Consider the following 25,897-nt stretch of genomic DNA (forward strand, 5'->3'; position numbering starts at 1 on the left):
TTCACCGACCGTCGCCGAGACGGCCCGTCCGCGGAGTTCAGCGCTGAGCTTCCGCCTCGCGCCAATGTGGAAACGTGACATACGCCGTGATGGCTTCCTGCTCGTAGGCGCGGATCGTTACCCGTTCGCCTTTGGGCATGTAAGCGATTTCGCCCGGGCCGATCTCGAGAGCCCCCGATGGGCTCGATACCGATAGGCGCCCTGATAGGACGATCATGATGTCGTCGACCGCCATGACCTGCTCGAGAATCGAGTGGGCGCCCCAACGGCCGTAGCCGACCGTAACCGGCCCACCATGACGCTCATCCACCAGATTGCCTGCCAATATCTCGCCTTCGACGCCGGGCGTGGCCTCCATCTTCGCCTCACCGAAGGTGAGCTTTCTGAGTTTCACTGAAGCCTCCCTGGCAGCTGATGTAGCCAAAGCCAAACCGGCTATGTGAGCATGAACAGGCAGGCGTCGCCTGCGATTCCCCAGGCGGCTGCTAGTCAGCTCGCTTCGTCTTCACGACATCGAGGAAGGCACGCAAAGCCGGGGGAACGGCGCGATGACCGGGGTAATACACCCCGATATGGTCCGAGGCCGGCGTCCATTCCGGCAGGTTCCGGCGTAGTCGGCCATCCCGTAGGGCTGCTTCGGCCGCCGGACTTGCGACATAGGCGATGCCGAGCCCGTTGATAGCGGCGTCGACCATCAGTTCCTCGTCGTCGAGAACGACCGAACCGTTGAGATCGAGTGTCATCGCTCGTCCCGCTCGCTCGAACTCCCAGCGGTGGAGCTTGCCGCTGGGAACGCGATGGCCGATGCAGCGATGGCGCTTGAGATCATCGGGCGTTTGCGGCTCGCCGAAGCGCTCGAGATAGGCAGGAGACGCGACGCAGATGAAGCTGACCGGATCGGCGAAGGGGACGGCGATCATGTCCTTCGGTATGGAATCGAACAGACGCACGCCGGCATCGAACCCTGCCGCCACGATGTCGATCAGCTTGCCTTCAACGACCAAGTCAATGACGACATCGGGATAACGCTCGGACATCACCGGCAGGATGTCGCGGATCAGGAGCGTCGCCGCCAGCCGCGGCGCATTGATTCTGACCGTGCCGCTGATCGTGCCGCGGAAAGCCTGAACCGCGTCGAGTGCCTCGTCCAGACCCGTGAGCGCCGGCCTGAGACGCTCGAGCAGTTCGAGGCCAGCTTCCGTCGGCGAGACGCTGCGCGTCGTGCGATTGAGCAGGCGCACGCCCAGGCGTTTTTCGAGCGCGCGCATCGCATGGCTCAAGGTGGAGGGGGCAGCGCCGAGATCATCCGCCGCGCGGCGAAAACTGCGACGGGTCGCGACCGTGACGAACGCGTGCAGATCGTTGAGCATGGGCCGCGTCATTGCTGGCGAATGTGCATCAGCCCGTGCCGAATGCAACGGCTAATCGGATCAATCGCGGCACGCCATCTGATGTCGGTGAGAGCGAAGCCGCGGATTGGCCGCTTGCCTTCGCGAACGATGAGAGGAACCGACATGATCAAACGCGACGCCATTTTTCCCGCTGACCGGCACGCGCTCTATGATCTCCATCAATATTCGGCCGCGATCCGGTCCGGCGATCTTCTCTTCGTCTCCGGTCAGGTGGGCAGCCGCGAGGACGGAACGCCCGAGCCCGTCTACGAGGATCAGGTCCGGCGGGCCTTCGCCAATCTGCGCGCCGTGCTGGCCGCCGCGGGCGCGACGTTCGACGACGTGATCGACGTCACCTCGTTTCACACCGATCCGCAGACGCAGTTCGACAGGATGCTTGCCGTTCGCGCCGAGGAAATCGGCGATCCGCCCTATCCGACATGGACCGCGATCGGCGTGAACTGGCTCGCGGGGTTCGACTTCGAGATCAAGGCGATTGCCCGCATTCCCGAAAAAGCACCAGCTGAACAGTTTGGTTGATCCTGTGAAGGCGCCTGTTGCGTGGCGAGCTTGAGTTTCGGCTCACTCGCCGCCGCTGGTCGGCCAACTCCGTGGAGCAACCGGATTGCAGAAGGGGAGGGGCTGGCCTTGCGGATGGCTTGCGCCAGATCGGCGTTCACCTCGGCCGTCGTCGTCTTCAGCCCATGCTTGACCGCCGCCAGGCTGACGGTCTCGTCGACGATCCTGATGGCGGCCGTCACGGTCGCCGCGCACAGCCGCACCTCGAACGCGCAACGTGATCGACCCAGGCGCTCAGCGATCACCTCGATCAGATGCTCTTCGCTGATCTGGCAGGACACCTGCCAATTGCTTCGCAAGGCCGACTCTTCAGGCAGCGTGGCAAGGAGCCTGACGACGAGGATGTCATCCGCGCTTTCTTCAGCGGCCTGCTTGTCTGGACCGAGGTTCGCGGCGAACAGCTCCTTGATTGAGAGGTGCCGGGGCCTCCGTCGGAGGATCGCGGCGAAGCGCAGCGACGACTGGGCAAACAATGGCTCGACGGCGCTTTCCTTGGATCGGAAGCGCCGCCAGAGCGTGCGCGTCGCGACGCCCGTCGCGGCGATGTCGTCGCCGGTCGTATCGGCGACACCCTTCCTCAGGAAAAACGGGGAGCGTGCCGCGCAAGATCAGGTCATGTGTTCTCGGGCAACGCTCTGGCTCAGGGCCTTCGACACGCGCGTCGTCGGAACGCTTCCGCTGGATTTCGCGGGTGATGACAGCATATCGACGTCGCCTGCCACGCTCCGGACCCATCGCGTTCACCACAGAGTGTTGAAGGGCCTTCGCTTCGTTCGAACGGTTCTCGATTCATCAGTGGATCGGCGACGACCGCCCCAACGTCGCCGTCATTGGAATCCTCGGCTGGGACATCGAGATTTCTGGCTCGCGCAACCCGTCGAGCGGCGTGGTCCGCGCATCCGCCTTCCGTATGGCAAAGCGTCCATTGGCCGTCAGCCGGGCGGTGAATGGCTGCGACCTGGCGGCGACTGGCGGCTGGGATTGCGCCAGCACTGTCGTGGGATCCGCGGCGACGTCGACTCCAGCGTTGCAGAGGAGACGGACTCGATCCTTCGATCGATACCGGAACCTGACATACCGTTTGTCCTTTCTTGAGTTGGAGGGTGAGGTTAGGACGTCGGGACCTGCCAGCCGCGCGGTCGACGGCCTTATGGTCGGGTCACCGGACCCTCCGGAACACCATGCCGCCATGGTGCAGTGTGTTCTCATCGACGAACTCGCCATCGGCCGTGAAACCGGTGTCGTCCCAGTAGTCTATGTGGTTGCCACGCACCTCGTAGCGGCCGCGATAGGCGCTCTCGCGCGAACCACGCGCCTCGTCATAGCGGCCGTTCGGCAGCAGCTCGTGCCGGATATGGCCATCGGGCGTGACCCACATGCCGACATAGGGGTGGGACTGGGCAGGCGGCGTGCGCGTCATGGCTGATCCTGTGGTCTGAGTTCTGGCCTCTTCGATCGCCATCAGCGTGGTGCCGGCGACGAGGGACAGAGCGAGAAGTCGAAGGTTCTGCATGGCCATTTCCTATGGTCTGTGAGCCGCAGCGCGTGGCTGCGGACGGGCCTTCGGGCGCCAGCACCCCGCCCGTTGGCAGCGTCTCGGCGGGATGTTTAGCGCGTCGATCGGTGGGAACCCCGTCGTGCATCCTCATCGGGCCGATCGTTCGGGCTTGGCATCGATTTAGCCACGCGGCATTGTCCCGATAAGCCGCCCTGGCAACGACAACTTGGAAAGTCTGGCTAACCAATGATCCCGGACTTGAACGCGCTCGCCGTCTTCGCGCTTGTTGCGGAGGAAAGGAATTTTCGCGCCGCCGCCGACCGGCTGGGCGTGACGCGCTCGGCCGTCAGTCAGACTGTCCGCCGGCTTGAGGAGATGCTGGGGGTCGCGCTCGTCAGGCGGACGACGCGCAGCGTCGGTCTGACCGAGGCCGGTGAGCGCCTCGTTACCTCGATCGCGCCGGCCATTGCGGAGATGCGCTCGGCGGTCGAACTCGTCGGGAGCCTAGAGGGACGTCCGCGCGGGCAGTTGCGGCTGGCCGTTACCTCGATCGCCGAGCGGTTCCTCGCAGGCCCGTTCCTCGGCGGTTTCGCCGAGGCCTATCCGGAGATCCAGCTCGACGTCACCGTGACCGACGAGGAATTCGACATCGTCGCCGAGGGTTTCGATGCGGGTGTGCGGCTCGGAGAGGTAATCGAGCAGGACATGGTCGCGGTGCCCGTCTCGGGCGAGCAGCGCCAGACCGCCGTCTGCGCTCCGTCCTATCTGGAGCGCTTCGGCGCCCCGCAGCATCCACGCGAGCTCGTGGCGCATCGCTGCATCGGCTGGCGCCCCGCGCCGAAGGCCGCGCCCTACCGCTGGGAGTTTGGTGAGAACGGCAGGGAGTTTGACATCGCGGTCGCGCCGGAGATCACAACCAACGACATGGGGCTGATGATCAAGCTCGCCACCGCCGGCGTCGGCATCACCTTCGGCATGGAGGAGACCTTCGCCCCGTTGGTGGAGCGTGGCGAACTCGTTCCGATCCTGACCGACTACTTCCCGCCCTTCGCTGGGTTCTATCTCTACTATCCCAGCCGGCGGAACCTCGCACCCAAGCTGCGCGCGCTGGTCGAGCATGTCCAGCGCATGAAACATTCGCGATAAGCAATTAAGCACGGAGAGACAGGCCGACCGCCTGGCCAGAACGCCGGGATACTTGTGGGATCTGGCATGCCGCTGCGATGGATCATGGCGGCAGCGTTTCGCAGCGCGTATGGCGCGGGGGGGCGTACGAGGAATTTTTGGCCAGTTCGAAGGCGCCTTTACCGAAGAGTTCCGCCAGCCAATCGACGAAGACGCGCACCTTGTTGCTGAGGTGCCGGTTGGGCGGGTAGACGATGTGAAGCGGTTTAGGTGCCGTGCACCAATCCAGCAGCAGCGGCGAGAGGCGCCCCTCAGCGATCGGCTCGCGCGCCATGAAGGTCGGCAACTGCAGAATGCCGAGGCCGGCGAGCCCTGCCGCGAGATAGCCCATGCCCTCATTCAGAGAAATGACGTAGCGGCCGGTGATCTCGATCTTCTCCTGCTGGTTCTGATAGATCATCGGAAGGAGCCGGTTGCCCAGCAAGGGGCGATAGGCGACGACACGGTGCCCGTCCTCGATATCGCGGGGATGGAGCGGCACGCCGAAGCGAGCGAGATAATCGGGCGCGGCGCAGGTGATCAGCTGCATCTCGCCGATCCGCCGCGCGATCAGGCTCTGGTCCGTGAGGTCGCCGGCCCGGACCGCGCAGTCCAGATTCTCGGCGGCGAGATCGGTCGGTCGGTCGCTGAGGCCGAGATCGAGCTGGATGTCCGGGTAACGGGCATGGAACGCGTGCAGCTCCGGGATGATGACCGAGATCGCCAAGGCCGAGCTGCAGTCCACGCGCAGCCGGCCGCTCGGGCGGGCTTGGGCGAGAGTCATGCTGGCGTCCAGCTCGTCGAGTTCGCCGAGAAGCCGGTTGGCACGTTCGTAGTAGGCGGCTCCGTCCATCGTCACCGTGACGCGTCGCGTCGTACGATTGAGAAGTTTTGCCCGCAGATGCGCCTCGAGCTGCTGAATCTGCTTGGTCAGGGTCGGTTTGGGGATGTCGAGCAGTTGCGCGGCGCGGGTGAAGGTGCCGGCCTCAACGACCCTGACAAAGGCGCGCATGGCGCTTAGCTGATCCATGACTTCTCCCGACCTGTCGCTATCGCGGCCCCACGGATTGTTTCCATATAGGAATAATGAATGAGCGGAACCAACATTTATTAGTCAATCATCATCACCTAGATCATGATGCATCGCAACATCGCAGGTCGCGCCATGCTCGCACCCTCTAACCAGCCCTATCGCAACCCCCGCGCCGTCTTCTGGCGTGCGGAGGCGATCGTGGCCGGACCTGCGACGATGGCCGCGAGGCTCTACGCGCCGGCACAGATTGCGGCCGATGCCGGGGTCGTCCTGCATCTGCACGGTGGTGCCTTCACCAACGGCTCGCTGGCGCAGGGCGAAGCCGTGGCGACGATGCTGTCCGAGGCTGGAGCTGTCGTGATCTCGCTGGACTATCCGCTGGCCCCGGCGCACCGGTTTCCCGAGGCGCTGGAAGCGGCCTATGCAACGCTCCATTCGATCGGCAAGAACCGCGCCCGCTGGGCCGCAAAGCAGGCGCCGCTCTATGTCGCGGGCGAGGAGGCGGGCGGCAATCTCGCTGCCGCGCTCGCGCTGATGGCGCGCGACCGGCGCGGTCCGGCGCTCGCAGGGCAGATTCTCCTCTCGCCGATGCTCGATGCCTGCGTGGGAACCTGCTCGCTGCGCGAGGCGGATGCCGGCCCTGTCGGCTGCCATTGGGCCGATGGCTGGGCCCAGTATCTCGGCACCCCCGACAAGGCGGCCCATCCCTATGCAGTGCCGGCGAACGCCTCTCGGCTCGCGGGCCTGCCTCCGGCACTGCTGATCAGCGGCGAGGACGATCCGATGCGCGACGAGGCCGCCGCCTACGCCGCGCGCCTGCAGGAAGCGGGTGTGAGCGTGCGCCACCATGTGCAGACGGGGCCGACGCAATGGCCGGCCGGCTATGCCGGGGCGCCCCGAAACGAGTCCTGTCTTTGCCTGTCGGTGCGCCATGTGAGTGAGTTCTACGCCCTGAACGCACCGCCCTAGCGCCCTCAAGAGCGCCTTTCGCATTCAACATTGCTCTCATCGAAGGAACGAACCCATGATTCAGGGAACGCATCGTCGTGGCCTGTTGGGCGGCGGTCTCGCCGCCGGCGCGTCGCTCGCCAGTCTCGCCTTGGCCTTCAACCTGTTCGGCGGGTACGCGCAGGGCGATACGCCTGCCGCCGCCCCTGCGGCGGCGCCTGCAGCCGCGGTTTCGGTCGCGACCGTCGAGCAGCGCGATATCGTCAACTGGGCTGAGTTCTCCGGCCGGCTCGAGGCAATCGAGCGGGTCGAACTGCGCTCACGCGTCTCGGGTGTGGTCGAATCCGTGCATTTCCGCGAGGGCGGGCTGGTGCGACAGGGCGATCTATTGATCAGCATCGACCAGGCGCCCTATCTCGCCGAGTTCGAGCGGTCGCAGGCTCAGGTTATGGCGGCTGAGGCGCGCGTCGCCCTGGCCTCGAGCGAACATGAGCGCGGGCAGCAGCTGATGGCGAGCCGCAATGTCTCGCAGCGCGAGTTGGATACGCGCTACAATGCAATGCGCGAGGCGCAGGCCAATCTGCGCGCTGCCGAGGCTGCCCTGCAGACGGCGCGGCTCAACCTCGACTATACGCAGATCCGCGCGCCGATCAGCGGGCGCATTGGCCGGCTCGGCGTGACGATCGGCAACCTGGTCGCGGCGGGCGCCTCTGCTCCGGCGCTGACCACACTGGTCTCCGTCGATCCGGTCTATGCCTCGTTCGACGCCGACGAGCGCACGATGCTCGAGGCGCTGGCGAGCCTGCCGGGAGCCGAGCGTGCGCTCGACCGCATCCCGGTCCGGCTGGCGACCGCGACCAGCGAGGCTGCGACGTTCACCGGCAAGCTGCATTTCGTCGATAACGGCGTCGATGCCGCTAGCGGCACAGTGCGCGTTCGTGCGCTGCTCGACAATCCCGACGGCAAGCTGCTGCCGGGCCAGTTCGTGCGCGTGCAGTTGGGCCAGGCCAAGGCCGAGCAAAGCCTCGTGATCAACGAACGCGCCGTCGGCACCGACCAGAACAAGAAGTTCGTTTTCGTCGTCGGCGACGACAACAAGGCGCTCTGGCGCGAGGTCACGCTCGGAGCTCCGAATGACGGGCTGCGCGTCGTCACCTCTGGCCTCAAGGCCGGCGAGCGCATCGTCGTCAACGGCCTGCAGCGCATCCGGCCGGGCGCGACGGTCGCGCCCGAGCCCGTGCCCATGGCCGAAAAGGCCGAACTGAAGCGCGGCGCCGCCAAGACCGAGATCGCCCAGCGCTGATCCAGACGCGCGTCATTCTCGGGCGAAGCGAAGCGCAGACCCGAGAATCTCAGGACCAGAGTGCACTGGTTTCCGGGATGCTCGGGTCAGGCCCGAGCATGACGGCGCTTTCGTCACGCAAGACATCCGCTCCAAAGGGGGGCGTGCCATGAACCTGTCCAAATTCTTCATCGACCGGCCGATCTTCGCCGGCGTGCTTTCCGTGTTGATCTTCCTCGCCGGGCTGATCTCGCTGCGCATCCTGCCGATCTCGGAGTATCCCGAGGTCGTGCCGCCGACCGTGGTGGTGCGCGCGCAATATCCCGGCGCCAATCCCCGTGTCATCGCAGAGACGGTCGCGACGCCGATCGAGGAGCACATCAACGGCGTCGAGGGCATGCTCTACATGTCGAGCCAGGCGACGACCGACGGCGTGATGACGCTGAACGTCACCTTCAAGCTCGGCACCGACCCGGACAAGGCCCAGCAGCTGGTGCAGAACCGGGTCTCGCAGGCGGAGCCGCGCCTGCCGGAGGAGGTGCGTCGCCTCGGCGTCACCACCATCAAGAGCTCGCCGGATTTGACGATGGTGGTGCACATCACCTCGCCGAACGGCCGCTATGACATGACCTATCTGCGCAACTACGCCGTCCTCAACGTCAAGGACCGGCTGGCGCGCATCGACGGCGTCGGCCAGGTCCAGCTCTTCGGCTCGGGCGACTACTCGATGCGCGTCTGGCTCGACCCGCAGAGAGTCGCCGAGCACGGTCTCTCGCCCTCCGACATCGTCCGCGAGATCCGGGCCCAGAACGTTCAGGCTGCGGCCGGCGTGATCGGCGCCTCGCCGAGTGGGCCGGGGCTCGACGTTCAGCTTTCCGTCAACGCCCAGGGGCGCCTCGCCAGCGAGGAGGAGTTCGGCGACATCATCGTGAAGACCGTCGCCAGCGGCGCCGTGATCCGCCTCAAGGACGTCGCCCGCATCGAGCTGGGGGCGGCGGAATACGCGCTGCGCTCGCTGCTCAACGGCAAGTCGGCGGTCGCGGTGCCGGTGTTCCAGGCGCCGAACTCGAACGCGATCGCCATCGCCGACCGCGTCCAGGAGACGATGCGCGAGATCAAGCAGAACATGCCCGAGGGCGTGGACTATTCGATCGTCTACGACACCACGCAGTTCGTGCGCGCCTCGATCAAGGCGGTGATCACGACACTGCTCGAGGCGATCGCGCTGGTCGTGCTCGTCGTCATCGTCTTCCTGCAGACCTGGCGCGCCTCGATCATCCCGCTCGTCGCCGTGCCGGTCTCGGTCGTCGGCACCTTCGCGGTGATGTATCTCTTCGGCTTCTCGATCAACGCGCTCTCACTGTTCGGCCTCGTGCTGGCGATCGGCATCGTCGTCGACGACGCGATCGTTGTCGTCGAAAATGTCGAGCGCAACATCGAACATGGTCTCGAGCCGCGCGAGGCGACCTACAAGGCGATGCGCGAGGTGTCCGGACCGATCATCGCGATCGCGCTGGTGCTGGTCGCGGTCTTCGTGCCGCTCGCCTTCATCTCGGGCCTGACCGGCCAGTTCTACCGGCAGTTCGCATTGACCATCGCGATCTCGACGGTGATCTCGGCGGTCAACTCGCTGACGCTGTCGCCGGCTCTGGCTGCCCTGCTGCTGAAGGGCCATCACGCCCCCAAGGATGCGCTGACGCGCTTCATGGACCGGGTATTCGGCTGGTTCTTCCGCGGCTTCAACCGCTTCTTCCAGCGCTCGTCGGAGGCCTATGGCGGCGGCGTGCGCCGCATCCTCGGCCGCAAGACGGTGATGATGGTGCTCTATGTCGGCCTCGTCGCGCTGACCGGCGTGCTGTTCAAGGCCGTGCCGTCAGGCTTCGTGCCGGGCCAGGACAAACAGTATCTCGTCGGCTTCGCCCAGCTCCCGGACGCAGCCACCCTCGACCGGACGGAGGATGTGATCCGCCGCATGGACGAGATCGCGCTGAAGCATCCCGGCGTCGAGAACGCGATCTCCTTCCCGGGCCTGTCGATCAACGGCTTCACCAACTCGTCGAACGCCGGCATCGTCTTCGTCGGCCTGAAGCCCTTCGACCAGCGCAAGGACCCGGCGCTCTCCGGCAACGCCGTCGCCATGCAGCTCAACAAGGACTTCGCCGGCATCAAGGACGCCTTCATCGCGATGTTCCCGCCGCCGCCCGTGCAGGGGCTCGGCACGATCGGCGGCTTCAAGCTGCAGATCGAGGACCGCGCCGGCCTCGGCTACAAGGCGCTCGACGAGGCGACCAAGGCATTCATGGCCAAGGCCGCGACCGCGCCGGAGATCGCCGGCATGTTCTCGAGCTTCCAGGTCAATGTCCCGCAGCTTTATGCCGACATCGACCGCACCAAGGCGCGCCAGCTCGGCGTGCCCGTGACGGATGTCTTCGAGACTCTGCAGATCTATCTCGGCTCGTCCTATGTGAACGACTTCAACAAGTTCGGCCGCACCTACACGGTGCGCGTCCAGGCCGATGCGCCCTTCCGCGCCTATCAGGAGGATATCGGCAAGCTGAAGGTCCGCTCGAACTCAGGCGAGATGGTGCCGCTCTCTGCGGTGCTGAACGTCCGCAGCGATGCCGGCCCCGAACGCGCGATGCGCTATAACGGCTTCCTCAGCGCCGACATCAATGCCGGCCCGGCTCCTGGCTATTCCTCCGGCCAGGCGCAGGACGCGATCACGCGCATCGCGGCCGAGACGCTGCCCAAAGGCTTCGCCTTCGAATGGACCGAGCTGACCTATCAGGAGATCCTGGCCGGCAACTCTGCGATGCTGGTGTTTCCGATCGCGATCCTGCTCGTCTTCCTGGTGCTGGCGGCGCAGTATGAGAGCCTGACGCTGCCGATCGCGATCATCCTGATCATCCCGATGGGCCTGCTCGCGGCGATGGCCGGCGTCTGGTGGTCGGGCGGCGACAACAACGTCTTCACCCAGATCGGACTTGTGGTGCTGGTCGGACTATCGGCCAAGAACGCGATCCTGATCGTGGAGTTCGCGCGCGAGCTCGAATTCGAGGGCAGGACGCCGGTCGAGGCCGCGATCGAGGCCAGCCGGCTTCGCCTGAGGCCGATCCTGATGACCTCGCTCGCCTTCATCATGGGCGTGGTGCCGCTGGTGCTCTCGACCGGGGCGGGCGCCGAGATGCGTCAGGCCATGGGCATCGCGGTCTTCGCCGGCATGATCGGCGTCACCGCCTTCGGCATCTTCCTGACGCCGGTGTTCTACGTGTTGATGCGCAAGCTCGCCGGCAACAAGCCGCTTGCGCGTCACGTTGTCGAGATCCCACAGTTGAGCGCTGCGGAATGACGGCGTCCCCAGGCTAGAACACTTTCAATCGCTTACGTGGTGGTTGCGGCCGCCATGACGAGCGGCGCCACGAACTGTGCGAGCGGCTCGTCCTTGAAACGGCTCAACGGATAAGTGCCGAACTGTCCAGGATTCTGTAAAAGCGCTTCACGTCGCGCCGACGGCCCAGCCGAGTGGCATCGCGACAGAATTGGACGGACCCGTCCAATTCTGTCGCAGGCTCCAACCGTGAGCATTGACCCGGTTGAGGATGCGGCCGCTGCCTCAAAGCCCAGCCTTTGGTCCCGCGCGATCACGCCCAGCGCCCGACCACGTCAGACGGTTATGCACCGTGATTTTGGACAAGCCCGGGTTCCAGCAGGGTCCTGAAAGTGAGCGCGGGCGGTTTCCGTCAAGACGGCGAGAGGGGCACCGCCAATAGGTCAGCCGTCAGAGTGCCGAGTCAACTTGGCAGATCGTCGAGAAAACGGTCGATCATTTTGTCGAAACTGCGGGTTCTATCCGTCGATGCGCCGGGCAACCATGAAGAGCAAGGCGATCTGGGGCTGACGGGCGATAGCGTGGGGACGATTCAGAGCAACCATCGTCAACGTGGGCATCGGGAATTGTATGTGACCATGAGCGGCCCCGGCGCCGACAGCCACCCGTTCAACGGGGCACTCTGGGGGCGCGGCGAGCACAATCACCGTTGATCGGCAAGGGTTCGATCGCAGGGAGCGCATGCGCCTGTGAGAGTTGGTGACAGCCGAGACGATCGTCCAAACAGGGCCGAAGGATCCGAAGCAAAAGTGATCCGGTCGACAGGGAGATGAGATGCGGCGGGTTTTGATTGCCGAATTCATGCATGAGACGAACACGTTCAGTGTTCAGCTCACCGACGAGGCCACGTTCCGCCATGCCGGCGTTCTGGTCGGCGACGCGATCCCGCCGGCCTTTCGTGGCACGCGGACGGCGATGGGGGCGGCCTTCGAGGCCGCCGAGCGGTTCGGCTGGAGCCTCGTCCATCCGCTGACGGCGCATGCCAACCCGTCGGGCCGCGTCACGGATGCGGCGTTCGAGCTTTTTGCCGGCATGATCCTGAAGGCCTGCGAGGGCGTCGACGGCGTGCTGCTGCATCTCCACGGCGCGATGGCGACGGAAAGCTCGGATGATGGCGAGGGTGAGATGCTTTCCCGCCTGCGCGCTCGCCTGGGCCCCGACATCCCGATCATGGCCGTGCTCGACCTGCACGCGACCTTGACGCAGGCGATGGCCGACAGCGCCAATGCGCTGATCTCCTACCGCACCTATCCGCATGTCGACATGTATGAGCGGACCTGGCAGGCGGCCGAGCTTCTGGAGAAGGCGATGGCAGGTGCCATCGCGCCGGTCTGCGCGGTAGCGCGCCGGCCGATCCTCTATGCACTCGATGGCGGCCGCACGACCTCGCCGCCCTTCAAGGAGATGCTGCGACGCGCCGACGCGATCGAGTCCTCGGGCGAGGCGCTCGTCGTCAGCGTGCAAGCCGGCTTTTCTTCGGCCGACGTGCATGACATCGGCCCCTCCGTGGTCGTCACCGCCAATGACCGCGCCCGGGCGCAGGCCATCGCCGAGGAGATGATGGACTATGCCTGGGAGCAGCGGCATTTCTCATCGATCGGCTTCACGCCGCTCGCTGAGGCCATGGCCCGCGCGAAGGCCGGCGAAGTCGAGGCGGGGGGCCTGACGGGCGGCAAGCCGCTGGTGATCTCGGATTATTCCGACAATCCAGGCTCCGGCGCCTATGGCGACGCGACGACGCTCCTGCGCGCGGTGCTCGAGGCCGGGCTGAAGAATGTCGGCTTTCACGCGATCCGCGACCCCGAAGCGGCGCTGGCGGCGCAGGCGGCTGGCGTCGGCAACAGGGTGCGGCTGAGGCTCGGCGGCAAGGTCGATCCGAGCATGGGCGGGGGCCCGCTCGATCTCGACGCGCATGTGGTGGCGCTGACCGATGGCCGCTTCCTGTGCTACGGTCCGATGGCAGGCGGCGTCTGGCGCAACTATGGCCTTTCGGCTCTCCTGCGGGTCGACGATGTCGAAATCATCGTCATCACCCATAACGGCCAAGCGACGGACCTTGCCCAGTTCACCTCGCTCGGCGTCGATCCGCTGCGCAAAGCGACGCTGATCGTCAAATCAATGCAGCATTTCCGGGCCGCTTTCGAGCCGATCGCACGGGAGGTGCTGGAGGTGGATACCGGCGCACTGTCGACCCGCAACTTTAAGCAGCGGCCCTATCGGAAGGTGCGCAGGCCGATCTTTCCGCTCGACGATATCTGAAAACGACCGGCCACCAAGTGCCGGCGGCGACAAGGCGACAGGAGGAACTACGATGGTATTCAAGATCCATGTCCCGGCAGGCGGGATGCGTTCATGAGCGTGCAGGCCGACATCGTTCTGCGGAACGGCCCGATCTGGTGCGGATATGAGGAGGGCACGGTCGAGGCGCTAGCGATCTGGCAAGGTCGGGTGCTGGCAGCCGGACGCGACGCGGAGATCGCCGCCCTGGTGGGACCGGGGACGCGCATCATCGACCTGCAGGGTCGGTTTGCCACGCCCGGGCTGAATGATTCCCATCTTCACCTGATATCGCTCGGCTTGACGATGGACTGGGTCGATACCAAGCCGGCCGTCGCCCCGACCCTCGACAGCCTGCTCGATGCGATCGCGACCCGCGCCGCTCGGGCGAGGCCAGGCGAATGGATCATGTCGCGTGGCTACGACCAGACAAAGCTCGATGTCGGCCGTCACCCCTATCGCGAGGAACTCGACCGGGCGTCGCCGAACAACCCGGTCGTGCTGGTCCGCGCTTGCGGCCATATCTGGATCTGCAACTCGCGGGCGCTCGCGCTCGCTGGTATCGATGAGAATACACCGCCTCCTTCGGACGGCCTCATCGAGCAGCAGAACGGTCGGCTGACCGGGCTCTTGGCCGAGAACGGCTCGGCACTGGTCCGGGCCGCGATCCCCGTGCCGACTGAAGAGGATCTCGTCGGCGGGATTGAGCGAGGCGGCAACTATCTGCTTTCGCTCGGCATTACCAGCTGCATGGACGCAGCCGTCGGCCAGAAGGCGGGGTTTGCAGAGATCGCCGCCTATCACCGGGCCAAGCGCGACGGCCGGCTTCCGGTGCGGACCTGGCTGACCCTACTCGGCGATGACGGTCGCTCGATCGTGCCGCAATGCCACGCGGCGGGGCTGATCTCCGGCACAGGCGACGACATGTTGATGATCGGCGCGGTCAAGCTCTTCCTCGATGGTTCTGCCGGCGGCCGCACCGCCTGGATGTCGCAACCCTATCTCGGCGACGACCAGACGACAGGCGTCCAGATGAAGCAGGATGCCGACCTCGAGCGCGAGGTCATGGATGCGCATGAGATGGGCTACCAGTTGGCCTGTCACGCGATCGGCGATGCCGCGATCGAGCAATTGATCACGGCCTATGAAAAGGCGCTCGCCGCGCACCCCGATCCCGACCGGCGCCATCGCGTCGAACATTGCGGCTTCTCGACACCGCAGCAGCATGAGCGGATGATCGAGGCAGGTATCTATCCCTGCCCGCAGCAGGCCTTCATTCATGATTTCGGTGATGCCTATGTGAAGGTGCTGGGCCCGGAGCGCGGCCTGCCATGCTATCCGTTGGGGACCTGGTTCAGGCTGGGCCTCAAGCCCGCAACCGGGAGCGACGCGCCGGTCTGCGACCCCAACCCGTTTCCCAACTTCCACGCCATGATCACACGCAAGACCTGGCGCGGCACCGTGATGGAGGCGCGCGAATGCGTCTCGCCAGAGCAAGCGCTGCAGGCTTACACGGAGTATGGCGCCTTTTCGCAGAAGCAGGAGCACGTGAAAGGCCGTCTCATTCCAGGTTATCTGGCAGACGTGGCGGTCTTTTCACGCGATCTGCTGACCGCCGAGCCGCATGAGATCCTGAACGATACGCGCTGCGATCTGACGATCCGGGGCGGCGAAGTGGTCTTCGAGCGCGAAGGAGGCACCCACTAACACCGCCTATCGACTGCGAGCATCCGCCCGATGCTTTTGGTCGCAACGAAAGCCGCAGCCCAGGCGATGGACGCTCGGGCATGACGGTCGAAAAGCCAAAAGGGAGTAACGTCGGAATGCTCAAGAAACTCGTTCTTACAACGGCAGTCACTCTGTCGGCGCTCGCGTTGCAAGCGCAGGTGCAGGCCCAAGAGCCACGCCGAGGCGGGACAATCCGCTTTACCGCGCCTTATGCAACGTCCTTCGTCAGCAATGACAGTCATGTCTCGAACCAGATCCAGGACGAGATCTATGGCTATGCGCTGCATCGCTCCCTCTACAAATGGGACTCGGTCAACAACAAGCCGGTCCTGGAGCTCGCCAAGAGTGTCAGCACCTCTGCTGACGGCCTCGTCCACACCTTCAAGCTGCGCGACGACGCGCTGTTCCACAATGGCCGCAAGATGACGGCCGACGACATCATCTGGAGCTATACGCGCCTGATGGACCCGTCGAAGAACTATCCCGGCGCCGCCTTCATCCGGCGGATCAAGGGCGCGCTCGACGTCCAGAACGGCACGGCGAAGGAAATCTCCGGCCTGAAGAAGATCGATGATTTCACATTGGAGATCACGCTGATCGAGAAGGGCGAGCCGGGCTTCCTGTTCCGGACTGCGACAACTTCGATCTTCCCGGCGAAGGAAGCGCAGGATCCCAACTTCTTCAACAAGCCGATCGGCCTTGGGCCGTTCAAGTTCGTCGAGCACATCCCCGGGTCGCGGATGGTCTTCGAGCGCTGGGAGAAGTTCTATGTCGCCGGTAAGCCCTATGCCGATCGGTTGGTGATCTCGCCGATGGGCGAAGCCGCAGCACGCGACGTCGCCTTCCGCAACAAGGAGATCGACGTCTCGATCCTGGGCCCGACGCAATATGTCGCCTATCAGGCCGACGCCAACCTCAAGAAGGGCATCTTGGAAGTCGCCGAGGTTTTTACTCGCAACATGGGCATGAACCCGACGTACAAGCCCTTCTCCGACAAGCGTGTGCGCCAGGCTATCAACCATGCGATCGACGCCGACCTCATCATCTCGCGGCTCGTCCGCAACAAAGCCTATCGCGCCACCAGCTGGCTGCCCTTGTCCTCGCCCGCCTATGACAAGGCATTGAAACCTTACGCCTTCGATCCCGAGAAGGCCAAAAAGCTGCTGGCGGAAGCCGGCTATCCCGACGGGTTCGAGTTCGAATGGACGGCGAGCCCAAACGAGAGCTGGGGCATTCCGATCGTCGAGGCAACGATCCCGATGCTCGCCAAGGTCGGCATCAAGGTGAAGGTCAAACCCGTCGAGGGCTCAGCGCTGGGCGGAATCGTCGCGAAGGGTGATTTCCAGGCCTATATCTGGTCCAACACCTCGGGGCCCGATCCCCTGACACAGATGAAATGCTTCCACTCCAAAACCCCGCGGAGCGCCTGCAACTACACGACCTTCAGCAACGCCGAGGTCGACAAGCTGATCGACGAAGCCGGCGCGACGGATGATCTGACCAAGCGCAACGAGATCCTCAAAAAGGCTAACGCGGTCCTGTACGAGGAGGCACCTGTGTGGTTCTTCAACTACAACAAGGCGGTTCTCGGTTATCAGCCTTGGCTGCATGGCCTGCAGCCCAACGCGACCGAGCTCGCCCTGCAGTATTACGAGGATCTGTGGGTCGACGAGACGTCGCCTGCGGCCAAGTAGAGCTCGCGCCAAGGGTTGAAAACCGGCACCTGGCGGCACAGCCGCCAGGTGCCCTCGCGAGGTATGTCATGCTGCCTTATGTCGTCCGACGCCTGCTCCAGGCGGTGCCAATCCTGCTCGCCGTCGCGGGACTCGTGTTTGTGATGTTCAGCGTCATTCCGGGCGATTTCGCATCGACCCAGATGGCCGATGGCCGCACGGTCGTTGACGCCGAACAGGTCGCGCGGATGAACAAGCAGTTCGGTCTCGACGACCCCGTTCATGTCCGCTTCGCCAACTATGTCGGCAAGCTGATGACGTTCGATCTCGGCACGTCCTTCAGGACACGCCAGCCGGTGATTCACTCGCTGCTGGAGCGGATCTGGCCGAGCCTGCAACTGGCGATGGCCGCGATGCTGTTTGCCATCGTCTTCGGCGTCCCTCTCGGCTTCATTGCGGCGCTCAAGCCGGGAGGCTGGCTCGACATCCAGTCGATGATTGTCGCCGTCTCGGGATTGTCGCTACCTCAGTTTTGGCTCGGCCTGATGCTGATGTACGGCTTCGCGCTGATACTCGGCTGGTTTCCGAGCTTTGGTTATGGCGACGGCGATCTGCGCTATCTGGTCTTGCCCGCCGTCGCACTCGGCGTCGCGCCTCTGGCTCTTCTGGCACGCACAACACGGGCCGCTGTGCTCGAGGTCATGAACGCGGATTTCGTGCGGACCGCTCGCGCGAAGGGCAACAGCGAGGTGCGCGTAATGCGCTGGCATGTGGCACGCAATGCGGCAGTCATCGTGTTGACGACACTCGGCCTGCAGTTCGGCTCGATCATGGGCGGGGCCGTCGTCATCGAGAAGCTCTTCGCCTGGCCCGGCATCGGATCGCTTCTGGTCGACAGCGTCTCGCTACGCGATATTCCGGTGGTCCAGGCCTGCATTCTCCTCCTCGTGCTCTTCTTCCTCATCGTGAACATCATCGTGGACGTGCTTTGCGCGCTGATCGATCCACGCATCAAGTACACGTAAACACACAGGAAACAGGATGAAATTCCGGGCTAACCTCTGGATCGGCGGCTCCCTTTTCGCTGCCGTCGTCGTCGGCGGGGCATTTGCGCCCTGGCTGGCCCATACCGACCCAGTGATGGACGCCAACCTGATGAATGCCGAGGTCCCGCCCGGTGGCGAGTTCTGGTTCGGGACCGATGCGCAGGGTCGCGACATCTACAGCCGTGTGCTCTACGGCGCGCGCATCTCGCTGACGGTCGGCATCGTCTCGCAGCTGATCAATACGGTGATCGGCGTGGCGCTGGGCATGTCGGCCGGCTATTTCGGTGGCTGGTGGGACGATGTCGTCAATGGCCTGACCAATCTCATGCTGTCGATCCCGTCGCTCATCTTCGCGCTTGCGATCATGGCGATCCTGCAGCCCGGCCTGACCAGCCTCCTGATCGCGCTTGGCCTGACGAACTGGTCATACACTTGCCGGCTCTCGCGGGCCGCCACGCTTTCGGTCAAGCAGCAGGGTTATGTCGAGGCCGCCCGCTCCTTTGGCAGTAGCAATACCAGGATCATGCTGACGCAAATTCTCCCCAACATCGCGGGTCCGATCATCGTGATCGGCACCTTGGGCATGGGCGGCGCGGTGCTGGCGGAGGCTGCGCTCTCCTTCCTGGGTCTGGGCATCAGGCCTCCGTTTCCAAGCTGGGGCAGCATGCTCTCCGACGCGCGCGACCAGATCACCACAGCGCCCTGGATCTCGATCTTCCCGGGCCTCGCCATCTTCATGACGGTGCTCGGCCTCAATCTTCTGGGCGACGGGCTGCGCGACATCCTCGATCCCCATTCGCAGCTGCGCCAAGCGTGACGGCATCTTTTTTCACCGTCTCGATCAACTCCACTGGCTAGGACAACCCTGGCCCCAAGGTCTGAAGCCCGGATCGCGGAGAGCGTTCGTGGCGTGGGCCATCGAAGAGAAGAGCTACTCGTAGTGTCGGGCGTGCAGCCTGATCGGGCTTGACGCGAAGGCCTATCGCTGTGCCTCGTGGCGGTCCGACGACGCAACGATCCGGGTGCGCCTGAAGACCCATGCGGGTCAACGGCGGCGGCAAGTTTGGCTCGAGGCGCCTGCACATCCTGCTGCGGCGGGACGGCGTCGGCTCTGAAGAGCAGGCAAGCTACGCCATTCAGGACACGCCCGAGATGGTTCAGAACCACTGCGGTCGCTTCTTGCCGCAGGACAAAGCGGCGCTGGCGGCGAGTATCCTCAACCCATCGTCGAAACGACGGGCCAGCTACGCTCGCATCTGTAGATTGATGCGAAGGTCGATGGCTGGCTTCGCCGGGAATCGCCATCCGCAGGCGCTCATGGAAAGGCCAGGCGGTGGAAACGCCTCGTCTGCGCTCTCACGCCCATGCAGCGATCACGGTGTCGATATCCGTGACGACCGCGACATTCTGCATCGCGTAATTCACCGAGGCTATGTGCCATTCGGCGTTCATCGTCGAGCAGGCGTCTTCCGGCACAAGCACGAAGTAGCCCTTGTCCGCGCCTGTGCGCGCCGTGTGTTCGATCGACATGTTTGTCCAGGCGCCGCTCACGATGACGACGTCACGGCCGAGCGCCTTGAGCACCGTCTCGAGCCGGGTGCCCTCCCAGGCGCTCATGCGGCATTTTTCGACGACATGGTCTCCAGTCTGCGCCTCAAGCCCCGGCACGGGGGCGCAGCCCCAGCTCCCGCGCACCAGCGCCTTGGCGTCGGCAAGTCCCTCGAACAGCGGGGCGTTCATGGTCACGCCCGGCGCGCCGGGCTCGACCACGAACCAGACGTGGATCACGGGGACGCCACGTGCGCGGGCCGCCTGGGCGAGCTTCGACGCGTTGGCGATCGCGTTCTGCTGCTTGCAATGCTCCGGCGAGCCGGAGGAGGCGAAGGCGCCGCCCTCCATGACGACGTCGTTCTGCATGTCCTGGATGATCAGGGCGCAGCGCACCGGGTCGAGCCTGTAGCCGGCCGCGGCCTTCTTCGCGCCACTGGCGGCGACGGTCGCCGCAGGTTTGACGCCCAATACGGGCTCGGCTGGCGCGTTGCCATTATGGCCGGTCGCCGCGCCGCCGGCCTTCATATAGGGCTCCATCCGCGGGCCGATCTTCGTTTCGACGGCGTAGAGCGAATGGGTTGCGGTGAGGAACAGCGTGCGCCAGTCCGGCCCGCCCCAGGTCAGGTTGCCGACGAGTTCGGGCACGCGCAGCTTGCCGATCAGCTCACCCTTGATGGTGTAGACCCAGACGCCGCCGGGTCCGCAGACCCAGAGGTTGCCCTGCGCGTCGCATTTCATGCCGTCGGGCACGCCGGGCTCGCTCGCCGAGACGATGCCCGACGCGAAGATGCGCCCCGGCCCGAGCCGCCCGTCGGGCAGGATCGGGAAGACACGGATGTTGTGCTGCACCGTGTCGTTGACGAAAAGCCGGTCCTCGGTCGGGCAGAAGCAAAGGCCATTGGGCTGGTCGAAGAGATAGCGGTCGACCAGGAGCTGCGGTTCGCCCCCGCCCGGCGGGATGCGATAGACGCCCTGGAAGCCGAGCTGCCGCGGCCGCTCGACGCCGAAGACGGGCATGCGGCCATACCAGGGGTCGGAGAAGTAGATCGACCCGTCCGACTTCACCACCACGTCGTTGGGGCTGTTGAGCTCCTGGCCCTCGAAATGCGAGGCCAGCACTTCGCGGCGTCCGTCCGGCCGCTCGCGGATCAGCGACGAGGTTGCGTGCTCGCAGACGATCAGGTTGAGGTCGGCATCATAGGTCATGCCGTTGCATTTGTTCGCCGGCCGTCTGACCTCGCGCACACCGCTTCTGTCCCAGCGACGGCGGACGTCGCCCGGCATGTCGGAGAACAGCAGATGCTGATCGCGCGGATGCCAGACCGGCCCTTCGCAGAATTCAAAGCCGGTGCCGAGTTGGCGCACCGGCGCCCAGAGGTCGACGAGATCGGCGAAGGCGGGGCGGACGGCGATGTGCGTCGTCATGGCGGCAGGCCTTAGGCTGCAAACCAGTTGCGCGGCGGCAGCGACTGGACGACAGGTCCGGGGACCGCCATGTCCATGCGGCCGACGACCTGGCCATGGGCAACCTTGGCCGGCTTGTCATGGACCGGCAGCAGGAATTTGCCGACCGAGAGCAGCTTCTTGATCGCGGCCTTTTCCTCACGCTTGGAGACGCCGTGATTGCCTGTGGTGCGCGGCTCGTTGGCGCTGATCTCGTGGAAGGGCGTGACGATCTGGTCGTTGAAATCGTAGATCACGTCGCCGCAGATGATGGCGCGCCCCTCGATCGTGTCGACATGGACGTTCATCGAGCCCTCGGTATGGGCCCCGGCCGCTTCCAGATAGCAGCCCGGGAAGAGCTCGATCATCCCGGATAGCTCCAGATCCTCGAAGCGCAGGGCGTCGCGCGTGTGCAGCCGGTCGATCAGGTGCTTGATGTCGGGCGCCGGATACTGCGGGTGCATCAGCCCGGAGACGGAGTATTCCAGCTCGCGCCGATTGACGATCACTGTCGTGTTCATCGGGAAAAGCTCGTCCTTCCCGGCATGATCGATATGGAGGTGGGTGTGCATGACGTAGCGCACATCGCCCATCCGCACGCCGTGTTTGGCAAGCTGGTTCTCGATCATGTTCTCGTGGAACTGGAGCCCGCGCATGCCGAGCGTCTCCATGATCTGGTTATGGCGGTAGCCGGTGTCCACGACGACGGGCCAGGGGCCACCGAGGATCAGGAAGCCGTAGGTCGGTACGCGCCGCGTGCGCCCGCAATCGCGGCCGAGCACGAGGAAGCTCGATTCCAGCTCGATATCGCCATAGTCGAGGATCTTGATCTCGAGGGCCATGGAGGTTCTCCGTCAGGGCTGGGCGAGGCGGTAGATCCGCCGCGCGGTGTGGCCGAAAACAGCGTCCGCCGCGTCGGTAGGCACGGCGGCGCGATGGGCGTCGATCAACTGTGGATAGGAGGTCCAAAGCTTCTCGATCGGGAAATTGGAGCCGAATAGGCACCGTTCGGCTCCGAAAAGCGCAAGTGTCTCAGCCACGACGAAGCGGACATGCGCCGGATCGTTTTGGCGCAGGAAGGTGCCAAGCCCCGAGAGTTTGCTGACGATGTTGGCTTGGCCGGCGAGCGACCGCATGCCGTCCCGCCATTGCGCCACGCCCTCCGGCGAGAGGTCCTCCAGCATGCCGGCGTGCTGCAGAACGAAGGTCACCTGCGGACAAGCGGCGGCGAGCTCGGCGGCGCCCGCCATCTGAGGGGCGAAGACCTGCAGGTCGAAGCTGAAGGCGTAGTCAGCCAGCCGCGCAACATTCGCCTGGAAACGTGGGTCGCGGCAGAGATCAGGTCCGCTGGCGAAGCGATAGAGCGGGTTCTCGTGCCAGTGCAGCTGCATCCGCACGCCGCGCACCCGCGGGTTTTGCGCCAGGGCGTCGAGCTGCGGCCGGACGTCGTCCGCAAGCAGGTCAGCATAGGCGACGATGGCGATCGGGAAGCCGGATTCATCGGAAGCCTGCGAGACGAAGGCGACCTCGTCGAGATGGCGTGCGGGGGCCCAGTTCGCCTGGACATAGACCGCCTCGACGACGCCGCAGGGACGGCAATCCGCGAGGTACTCCGCAATCGGATAGTCCCGCCGGATCGGCTCATAGGGGCCGAAGATGCGCGGCTGCATGGGGCCAACGAGCCAAGGCAGGTCGGCCTGGCGCCAGATGTGGAAATGCGAGTCAATGATTCCGATCATGCGGCGACCGAGGCTCCCAGCGAAAGAATGTGGCGGCAGATCCGCGCCGTGCTGCCGCCATTGCCCAGGCTCGCGAGTGCGGGTGCGATCAGGCGCAATGCCTCGGTCTCGGGCCGGTAACCGGGATCGGCCGCAAGCGGCGTCAGCCAGTCGATGCGGTGGGCCCGGGCCGCCAGCCGCGTGACGGCCGACACGAGCGCCGCCGGATCGCCGCGCTCCAGACCATCCGACAGCACCACGACGACGGCCCCGCGCCCGTAGGAGGCGAAGCGCGGGACGGCGAGGAAGGCCTGCAGCGCATCGCCGATCCGGGTGCCGCCATCCCAGTCGGCGACCAGTCCCGATGCCTCGGCCAGTGCCTGTTCGCGGCGCCGGCGGCGCAGAGCGCGTGTCACCCGTGTCAGCCTGGTGCCGAAGGTGAAGGCCTCCGCCCGGGGCGCCGCCTGCACCACCGCATGGGCCAGGGCGAGGTTGGCGTCACTGCGCTGTTTCATCGAGCCGGAGACGTCGATCAGCAGCAGGATTGGGCGCGGCCGGGTGACACGCCTGAGCTTCTTCAGGCTCATCACCTCGCCATCATGGCGGATCGCGGCGCGCAGGCTGCGGGCGAGATCGACGCTGGGACCCCGCCTGGCGCTGCGATGGCGATAGCCGCGGCGGCGGGGCAGGGCGGCCGGCAGCGCGCGGGCGAAGCGGCGCAGCGTTTCGCTTTCGTCGAGAGGCTGTAAGGCCCGCACGGATAGCGCTTCGGCCCCCGTTGCAGCCTGACCGGTCTCGTTGACCTCCTCGCCGACCAGGATTTCCCGCGAACCGGAATCCTCCTGGACCGCCATTTCGTCGTCGGGCGCGAAATCCTCGTCGCCGGGCTCTGCGATGGCGCCGAGGAAATGCAGGTCGAACAGCGTGTCGAACAGTACGCGCTGTTCGGGATGGGGCGCGAGCGTGGCAACCGCCGCTTTGCGGATGTGCTCGATGCTGCGCGGACCCAGCAGCTCGACCGCCATCAGGAAGCTGGTCGTCTGTTCGGGCGCGATCGAGAATCCATGCCCGCGCAGCAGTGTCGGGAAGGCGACGAGCAGGCGCGCAGCGGCGGGGAGGGGAGCGGTCATGCCGCCAATCCCGGGATGATCAGCGGCAGGCGGGGCCGCAGATGGACGAAATCTTCCTCGTCCTTGATCGCGGCGCCCAGCGACCGGCGGAAGGCCTCCGGCCAGGGCGCTCCGGCCCGGGCGAGCGCGGTCGCGGCCTCCGCCCAGTCGACGGCCTCGGCCACGCCCGGCGGCTTCGCCAGCGGCTCCTGGCGCAGAAGCCCGATGGCTTGGACGACGGCCCGTGCCGTCCCTTCCGCAACGGCTGAGGAGCGCATCATGATGATCTGCGCCTCCCGCTCGGGCTCGGGATAGGCGATGTAGTGATAGACGCAGCGGCGTCGCAGCGCCTCGTGCAGCTCCCGCGTGCGGTTCGAGGTCAAGACCACGACCGGACGCTCGGCGGCGCGCAGGGTGCCGCGCTCGGGGATCGAGATCGAGAAATCGGACAGGAATTCGAGCAGGAAGGCCTCGAATTCATGATCGGACCGATCGATTTCGTCGATCAGCAGCACGGTCGACTCCGGCCGCCGCAGCGCCGTCAGCATCGGCCGCTCGATCAAGAAATCGTCGCGATAGATGTCGAGTGTCTCGCCTTCACGGGCCTGCCGGATCGCCAGCATCTGGCGCGGATAGTTCCACTCATAGAGCGCAGCCGACGCGTCGATGCCCTCGAAGCATTGCAGCCGGATCAGCTGGCGCCCGAGGATGCCGGCGATGGCCTTGGCAGCTTCGGTCTTGCCGACGCCGGGCGCGCCCTCGAGCAGCAGCGGCTTGCCGAGCGCCAGCGCGAGATAGCCGGCGGTGGCGATGCCGTCATCGGCGAGATACATCGCGCCCGTCAGGGCCTGGGCGAGGTCCTCGGGGCTGGAGAGGCCGGCGACGGTGCTGCGCAGCGCCATGCCGTCACCGCCAGGTCACGGGGCCGCCGCGGCGCGGGCCGGGCTTGACCCCGCCATTGGCCCGGATGCCGCGCAGGATCTTCTCTGGCGTGATCGGCAGCTCGTCGACGCGCACGCCGACCGCGTTGTAGACGGCGTTGGCGATCGCCGGCAGGACGGGGTTGGCGCACATTTCGCCCGGCCCCTTGCCGCCATAGGGCCCGTCCGGCGCGGGGCGCTCCAGCACCGTGACATGATAGGGCGCGATCTCGCCCGGCCCCGGCATCAGGTACTCGTTGAAGTCGCGCGGGCCATGGGCCGTGTCGGGATAATAGGGCTCGGGCGTCTCGTAGAGTGCGTGGCTGATCCCCATCCAGGCCCCACCGACGAGTTGCTGCTCGACCATGCGGGGATTGATGACCCGGCCGAGTTCATAGGCGCTCGTCATCCTGAGCACTTCGACCTCGCCGGTTTCGTCGTCGACCGCGACATCCGCCACAAGGCAGGCATGGGCGAAGGCGGTGTTGGGGTTCATCTCGCCGGTTTCGGCATCGACCGCCGAAAGCGGGATCAGGAAGATCCCACGCCCGGCGATGGTCTTGCCCTGCTTGAACTGCGCCGCCTGGGCGGTCGCCTTGACCGTGATCGAGCGCGAGGGCGCGCCCCGGACATGGATGTTGCCGCGCCCGTCGGTGACGAGGTCGCCGGCATCGACCTCGAGTTCCTCGGCCGCGGCCTCCAGCAGCACGCTGCGGGCCTCGCGCGCCGCGACGATGATGGCGTTGCCCATGCGATGCGTGCCGCGCGAGGCGAACGAGCCCATGTCGTGCGGGCCCGTATCGCTGTCGGCCGTGTCGACATAGACGTCCTCGACGGGTACGCCGAGCGTCTCCGCCGCGATTTGCCGCGAGACCTGCTTCATGCCTTGGCCGAGATCGATCGCCGAGAGCGCGACGGTGAACTTGCCGTCCGGGTTTGAATGGATCAGGGCCTGACTCGGATCGCCGCCGAGATTCATCCCGATCGGATAGTTGACCGACGCCATGCCGCGACCTTCGTGACGGGCCATGTCAGCGCCTCCTCGTGCCGAAGACGGATGAGAAGCGGACCGCGCCATGCTGGGTCTGGGCGGGGGCAGCCGGCGTCGGAGCTGGCGCCGCAGTCGGGGAGGGTGGTGACGGCTGATAG

21 protein-coding genes and 3 pseudogenes are annotated in these 25,897 nt (G+C 65.4%); 11 read left to right on the forward strand and 13 right to left on the reverse strand.

Features of this window, described 5'->3' with window-relative positions:
- Positions 1–37: 37 nt before the first annotated feature.
- Positions 38–394 (reverse strand): ethanolamine utilization protein, encoded by a 357-nt coding sequence (locus AX750_RS19880; RefSeq protein ID WP_066716127.1) that lies wholly within the window; start codon positions 392–394, stop codon positions 38–40.
- Positions 395–485: 91 nt separating this feature from the next.
- The gene (locus tag AX750_RS19885; protein ID WP_066716125.1) at positions 486–1,382 is read right to left on the reverse strand and encodes a LysR family transcriptional regulator; all 897 of its coding nucleotides are present in this window, start codon (positions 1,380–1,382) and stop codon (positions 486–488) included.
- 132 nt (positions 1,383–1,514) lie between these two features.
- On the opposite strand from AX750_RS19885, the gene AX750_RS19890 reads away from it, so the two are divergent.
- The gene (locus AX750_RS19890; protein WP_066716122.1) at positions 1,515–1,931 is read left to right on the forward strand and encodes a RidA family protein; all 417 of its coding nucleotides are present in this window, start codon (positions 1,515–1,517) and stop codon (positions 1,929–1,931) included.
- On the opposite strand, the gene AX750_RS26250 is transcribed toward AX750_RS19890, so the two are convergent.
- Positions 1,823–2,443 (reverse strand): hypothetical protein, encoded by a 621-nt coding sequence (locus tag AX750_RS26250; protein ID WP_156446399.1) that lies wholly within the window; start codon positions 2,441–2,443, stop codon positions 1,823–1,825. The two genes, AX750_RS19890 and AX750_RS26250, sit on opposite strands and share 109 nt — an antisense overlap.
- Before the next feature lie 686 nt (positions 2,444–3,129).
- Positions 3,130–3,483, reverse strand: a complete 354-nt coding sequence (locus AX750_RS19895) for an Atu4866 domain-containing protein (RefSeq protein ID WP_245282472.1) — start codon at positions 3,481–3,483, stop codon at positions 3,130–3,132.
- 231 nt (positions 3,484–3,714) lie between these two features.
- Between AX750_RS19895 and AX750_RS19900 the strand changes: the two genes are divergently transcribed.
- Positions 3,715–4,614 (forward strand): LysR family transcriptional regulator, encoded by a 900-nt coding sequence (locus AX750_RS19900; protein WP_066716121.1) that lies wholly within the window; start codon positions 3,715–3,717, stop codon positions 4,612–4,614.
- A gap of 82 nt (positions 4,615–4,696) precedes the next feature.
- Here the strand turns inward: AX750_RS19900 and AX750_RS19905 are convergent, their stop codons facing one another.
- Positions 4,697–5,662 (reverse strand): LysR family transcriptional regulator, encoded by a 966-nt coding sequence (locus AX750_RS19905; protein ID WP_066716120.1) that lies wholly within the window; start codon positions 5,660–5,662, stop codon positions 4,697–4,699.
- A gap of 135 nt (positions 5,663–5,797) precedes the next feature.
- Between AX750_RS19905 and AX750_RS19910 the strand changes: the two genes are divergently transcribed.
- From AX750_RS19910 to AX750_RS26980, 9 genes and pseudogenes are all read left to right on the forward strand, one after another.
- Positions 5,798–6,634, forward strand: a complete 837-nt coding sequence (locus AX750_RS19910; RefSeq protein ID WP_082735361.1) for an alpha/beta hydrolase — start codon at positions 5,798–5,800, stop codon at positions 6,632–6,634.
- A gap of 55 nt (positions 6,635–6,689) precedes the next feature.
- Positions 6,690–7,916 carry an efflux RND transporter periplasmic adaptor subunit gene (locus tag AX750_RS19915; RefSeq protein WP_066716115.1) on the forward strand — a complete coding sequence of 409 codons (1,227 nt, stop codon included), beginning with the start codon at positions 6,690–6,692 and terminating at the stop codon, positions 7,914–7,916.
- A 148-nt stretch (positions 7,917–8,064) separates the two neighbouring features.
- Complete coding sequence (locus tag AX750_RS19920; RefSeq protein ID WP_066716113.1) at positions 8,065–11,244, forward strand: efflux RND transporter permease subunit; 3,180 nt, start codon at positions 8,065–8,067, stop codon at positions 11,242–11,244.
- A gap of 813 nt (positions 11,245–12,057) precedes the next feature.
- The gene (locus tag AX750_RS19925; protein WP_066716111.1) at positions 12,058–13,542 is read left to right on the forward strand and encodes a M81 family metallopeptidase; all 1,485 of its coding nucleotides are present in this window, start codon (positions 12,058–12,060) and stop codon (positions 13,540–13,542) included.
- Between the two features lie 93 nt (positions 13,543–13,635).
- Positions 13,636–15,267 (forward strand): amidohydrolase, encoded by a 1,632-nt coding sequence (locus tag AX750_RS19930; RefSeq protein ID WP_066716109.1) that lies wholly within the window; start codon positions 13,636–13,638, stop codon positions 15,265–15,267.
- Positions 15,268–15,383: 116 nt separating this feature from the next.
- Positions 15,384–16,982 carry an ABC transporter substrate-binding protein gene (locus AX750_RS19935; protein ID WP_066716107.1) on the forward strand — a complete coding sequence of 533 codons (1,599 nt, stop codon included), beginning with the start codon at positions 15,384–15,386 and terminating at the stop codon, positions 16,980–16,982.
- Between the two features lie 68 nt (positions 16,983–17,050).
- Positions 17,051–17,986, forward strand: a complete 936-nt coding sequence (locus AX750_RS19940; RefSeq protein ID WP_066716105.1) for an ABC transporter permease — start codon at positions 17,051–17,053, stop codon at positions 17,984–17,986.
- Between the two features lie 16 nt (positions 17,987–18,002).
- Positions 18,003–18,824 carry an ABC transporter permease gene (locus AX750_RS19945; RefSeq protein WP_066716100.1) on the forward strand — a complete coding sequence of 274 codons (822 nt, stop codon included), beginning with the start codon at positions 18,003–18,005 and terminating at the stop codon, positions 18,822–18,824.
- 37 nt (positions 18,825–18,861) lie between these two features.
- A pseudogene (locus AX750_RS26980) lies at positions 18,862–19,114 on the forward strand (hypothetical protein); the annotation flags it as partial.
- A 249-nt stretch (positions 19,115–19,363) separates the two neighbouring features.
- On the opposite strand, the gene AX750_RS26985 reads toward AX750_RS26980, so the two are convergent.
- The 8 genes and pseudogenes from AX750_RS26985 to AX750_RS19975 form a co-directional block, all read right to left on the reverse strand.
- Positions 19,364–20,095: a cysteine hydrolase gene (locus AX750_RS26985; RefSeq protein ID WP_348626294.1), complete on the reverse strand. Its 732-nt coding sequence runs from the start codon at positions 20,093–20,095 to the stop codon at positions 19,364–19,366.
- Positions 20,080–20,166, reverse strand: a pseudogene (locus AX750_RS26990) (phage DNA packaging protein J); the annotation flags it as partial. The gene AX750_RS26985 and the pseudogene AX750_RS26990, both read right to left, overlap by 16 nt.
- Before the next feature lie 28 nt (positions 20,167–20,194).
- Positions 20,195–20,983 (reverse strand): annotated as a pseudogene (locus tag AX750_RS26995) (SMP-30/gluconolactonase/LRE family protein); the annotation flags it as partial.
- Between the two features lie 11 nt (positions 20,984–20,994).
- Positions 20,995–21,843, reverse strand: coding sequence for an MBL fold metallo-hydrolase (locus AX750_RS19955; protein WP_066716096.1), 849 nt, complete (start codon positions 21,841–21,843; stop codon positions 20,995–20,997).
- Positions 21,844–21,855: 12 nt separating this feature from the next.
- Positions 21,856–22,740 carry an amidohydrolase family protein gene (locus AX750_RS19960; protein WP_066716094.1) on the reverse strand — a complete coding sequence of 295 codons (885 nt, stop codon included), beginning with the start codon at positions 22,738–22,740 and terminating at the stop codon, positions 21,856–21,858.
- Entirely contained in the window at positions 22,737–23,849 is a 1,113-nt protein-coding gene (locus AX750_RS19965; RefSeq protein WP_066716092.1) for a VWA domain-containing protein, read from the reverse strand. The genes AX750_RS19960 and AX750_RS19965 overlap by 4 nt, the downstream gene beginning before the upstream one ends.
- Positions 23,846–24,730, reverse strand: coding sequence for a MoxR family ATPase (locus AX750_RS19970; RefSeq protein WP_066716090.1), 885 nt, complete (start codon positions 24,728–24,730; stop codon positions 23,846–23,848). The genes AX750_RS19965 and AX750_RS19970 overlap by 4 nt, the downstream gene beginning before the upstream one ends.
- A 4-nt stretch (positions 24,731–24,734) precedes the next feature.
- Positions 24,735–25,778 (reverse strand): molybdopterin cofactor-binding domain-containing protein, encoded by a 1,044-nt coding sequence (locus tag AX750_RS19975; RefSeq protein WP_066716088.1) that lies wholly within the window; start codon positions 25,776–25,778, stop codon positions 24,735–24,737.
- Positions 25,779–25,897: the final 119 nt, after the last annotated feature.

The organism is Methylobacterium sp. CCH7-A2, from assembly GCF_001557075.1.
In the GTDB taxonomy this organism is placed as follows: Bacteria; Pseudomonadota; Alphaproteobacteria; order Rhizobiales; family Beijerinckiaceae; genus Allobosea; species Allobosea massiliensis.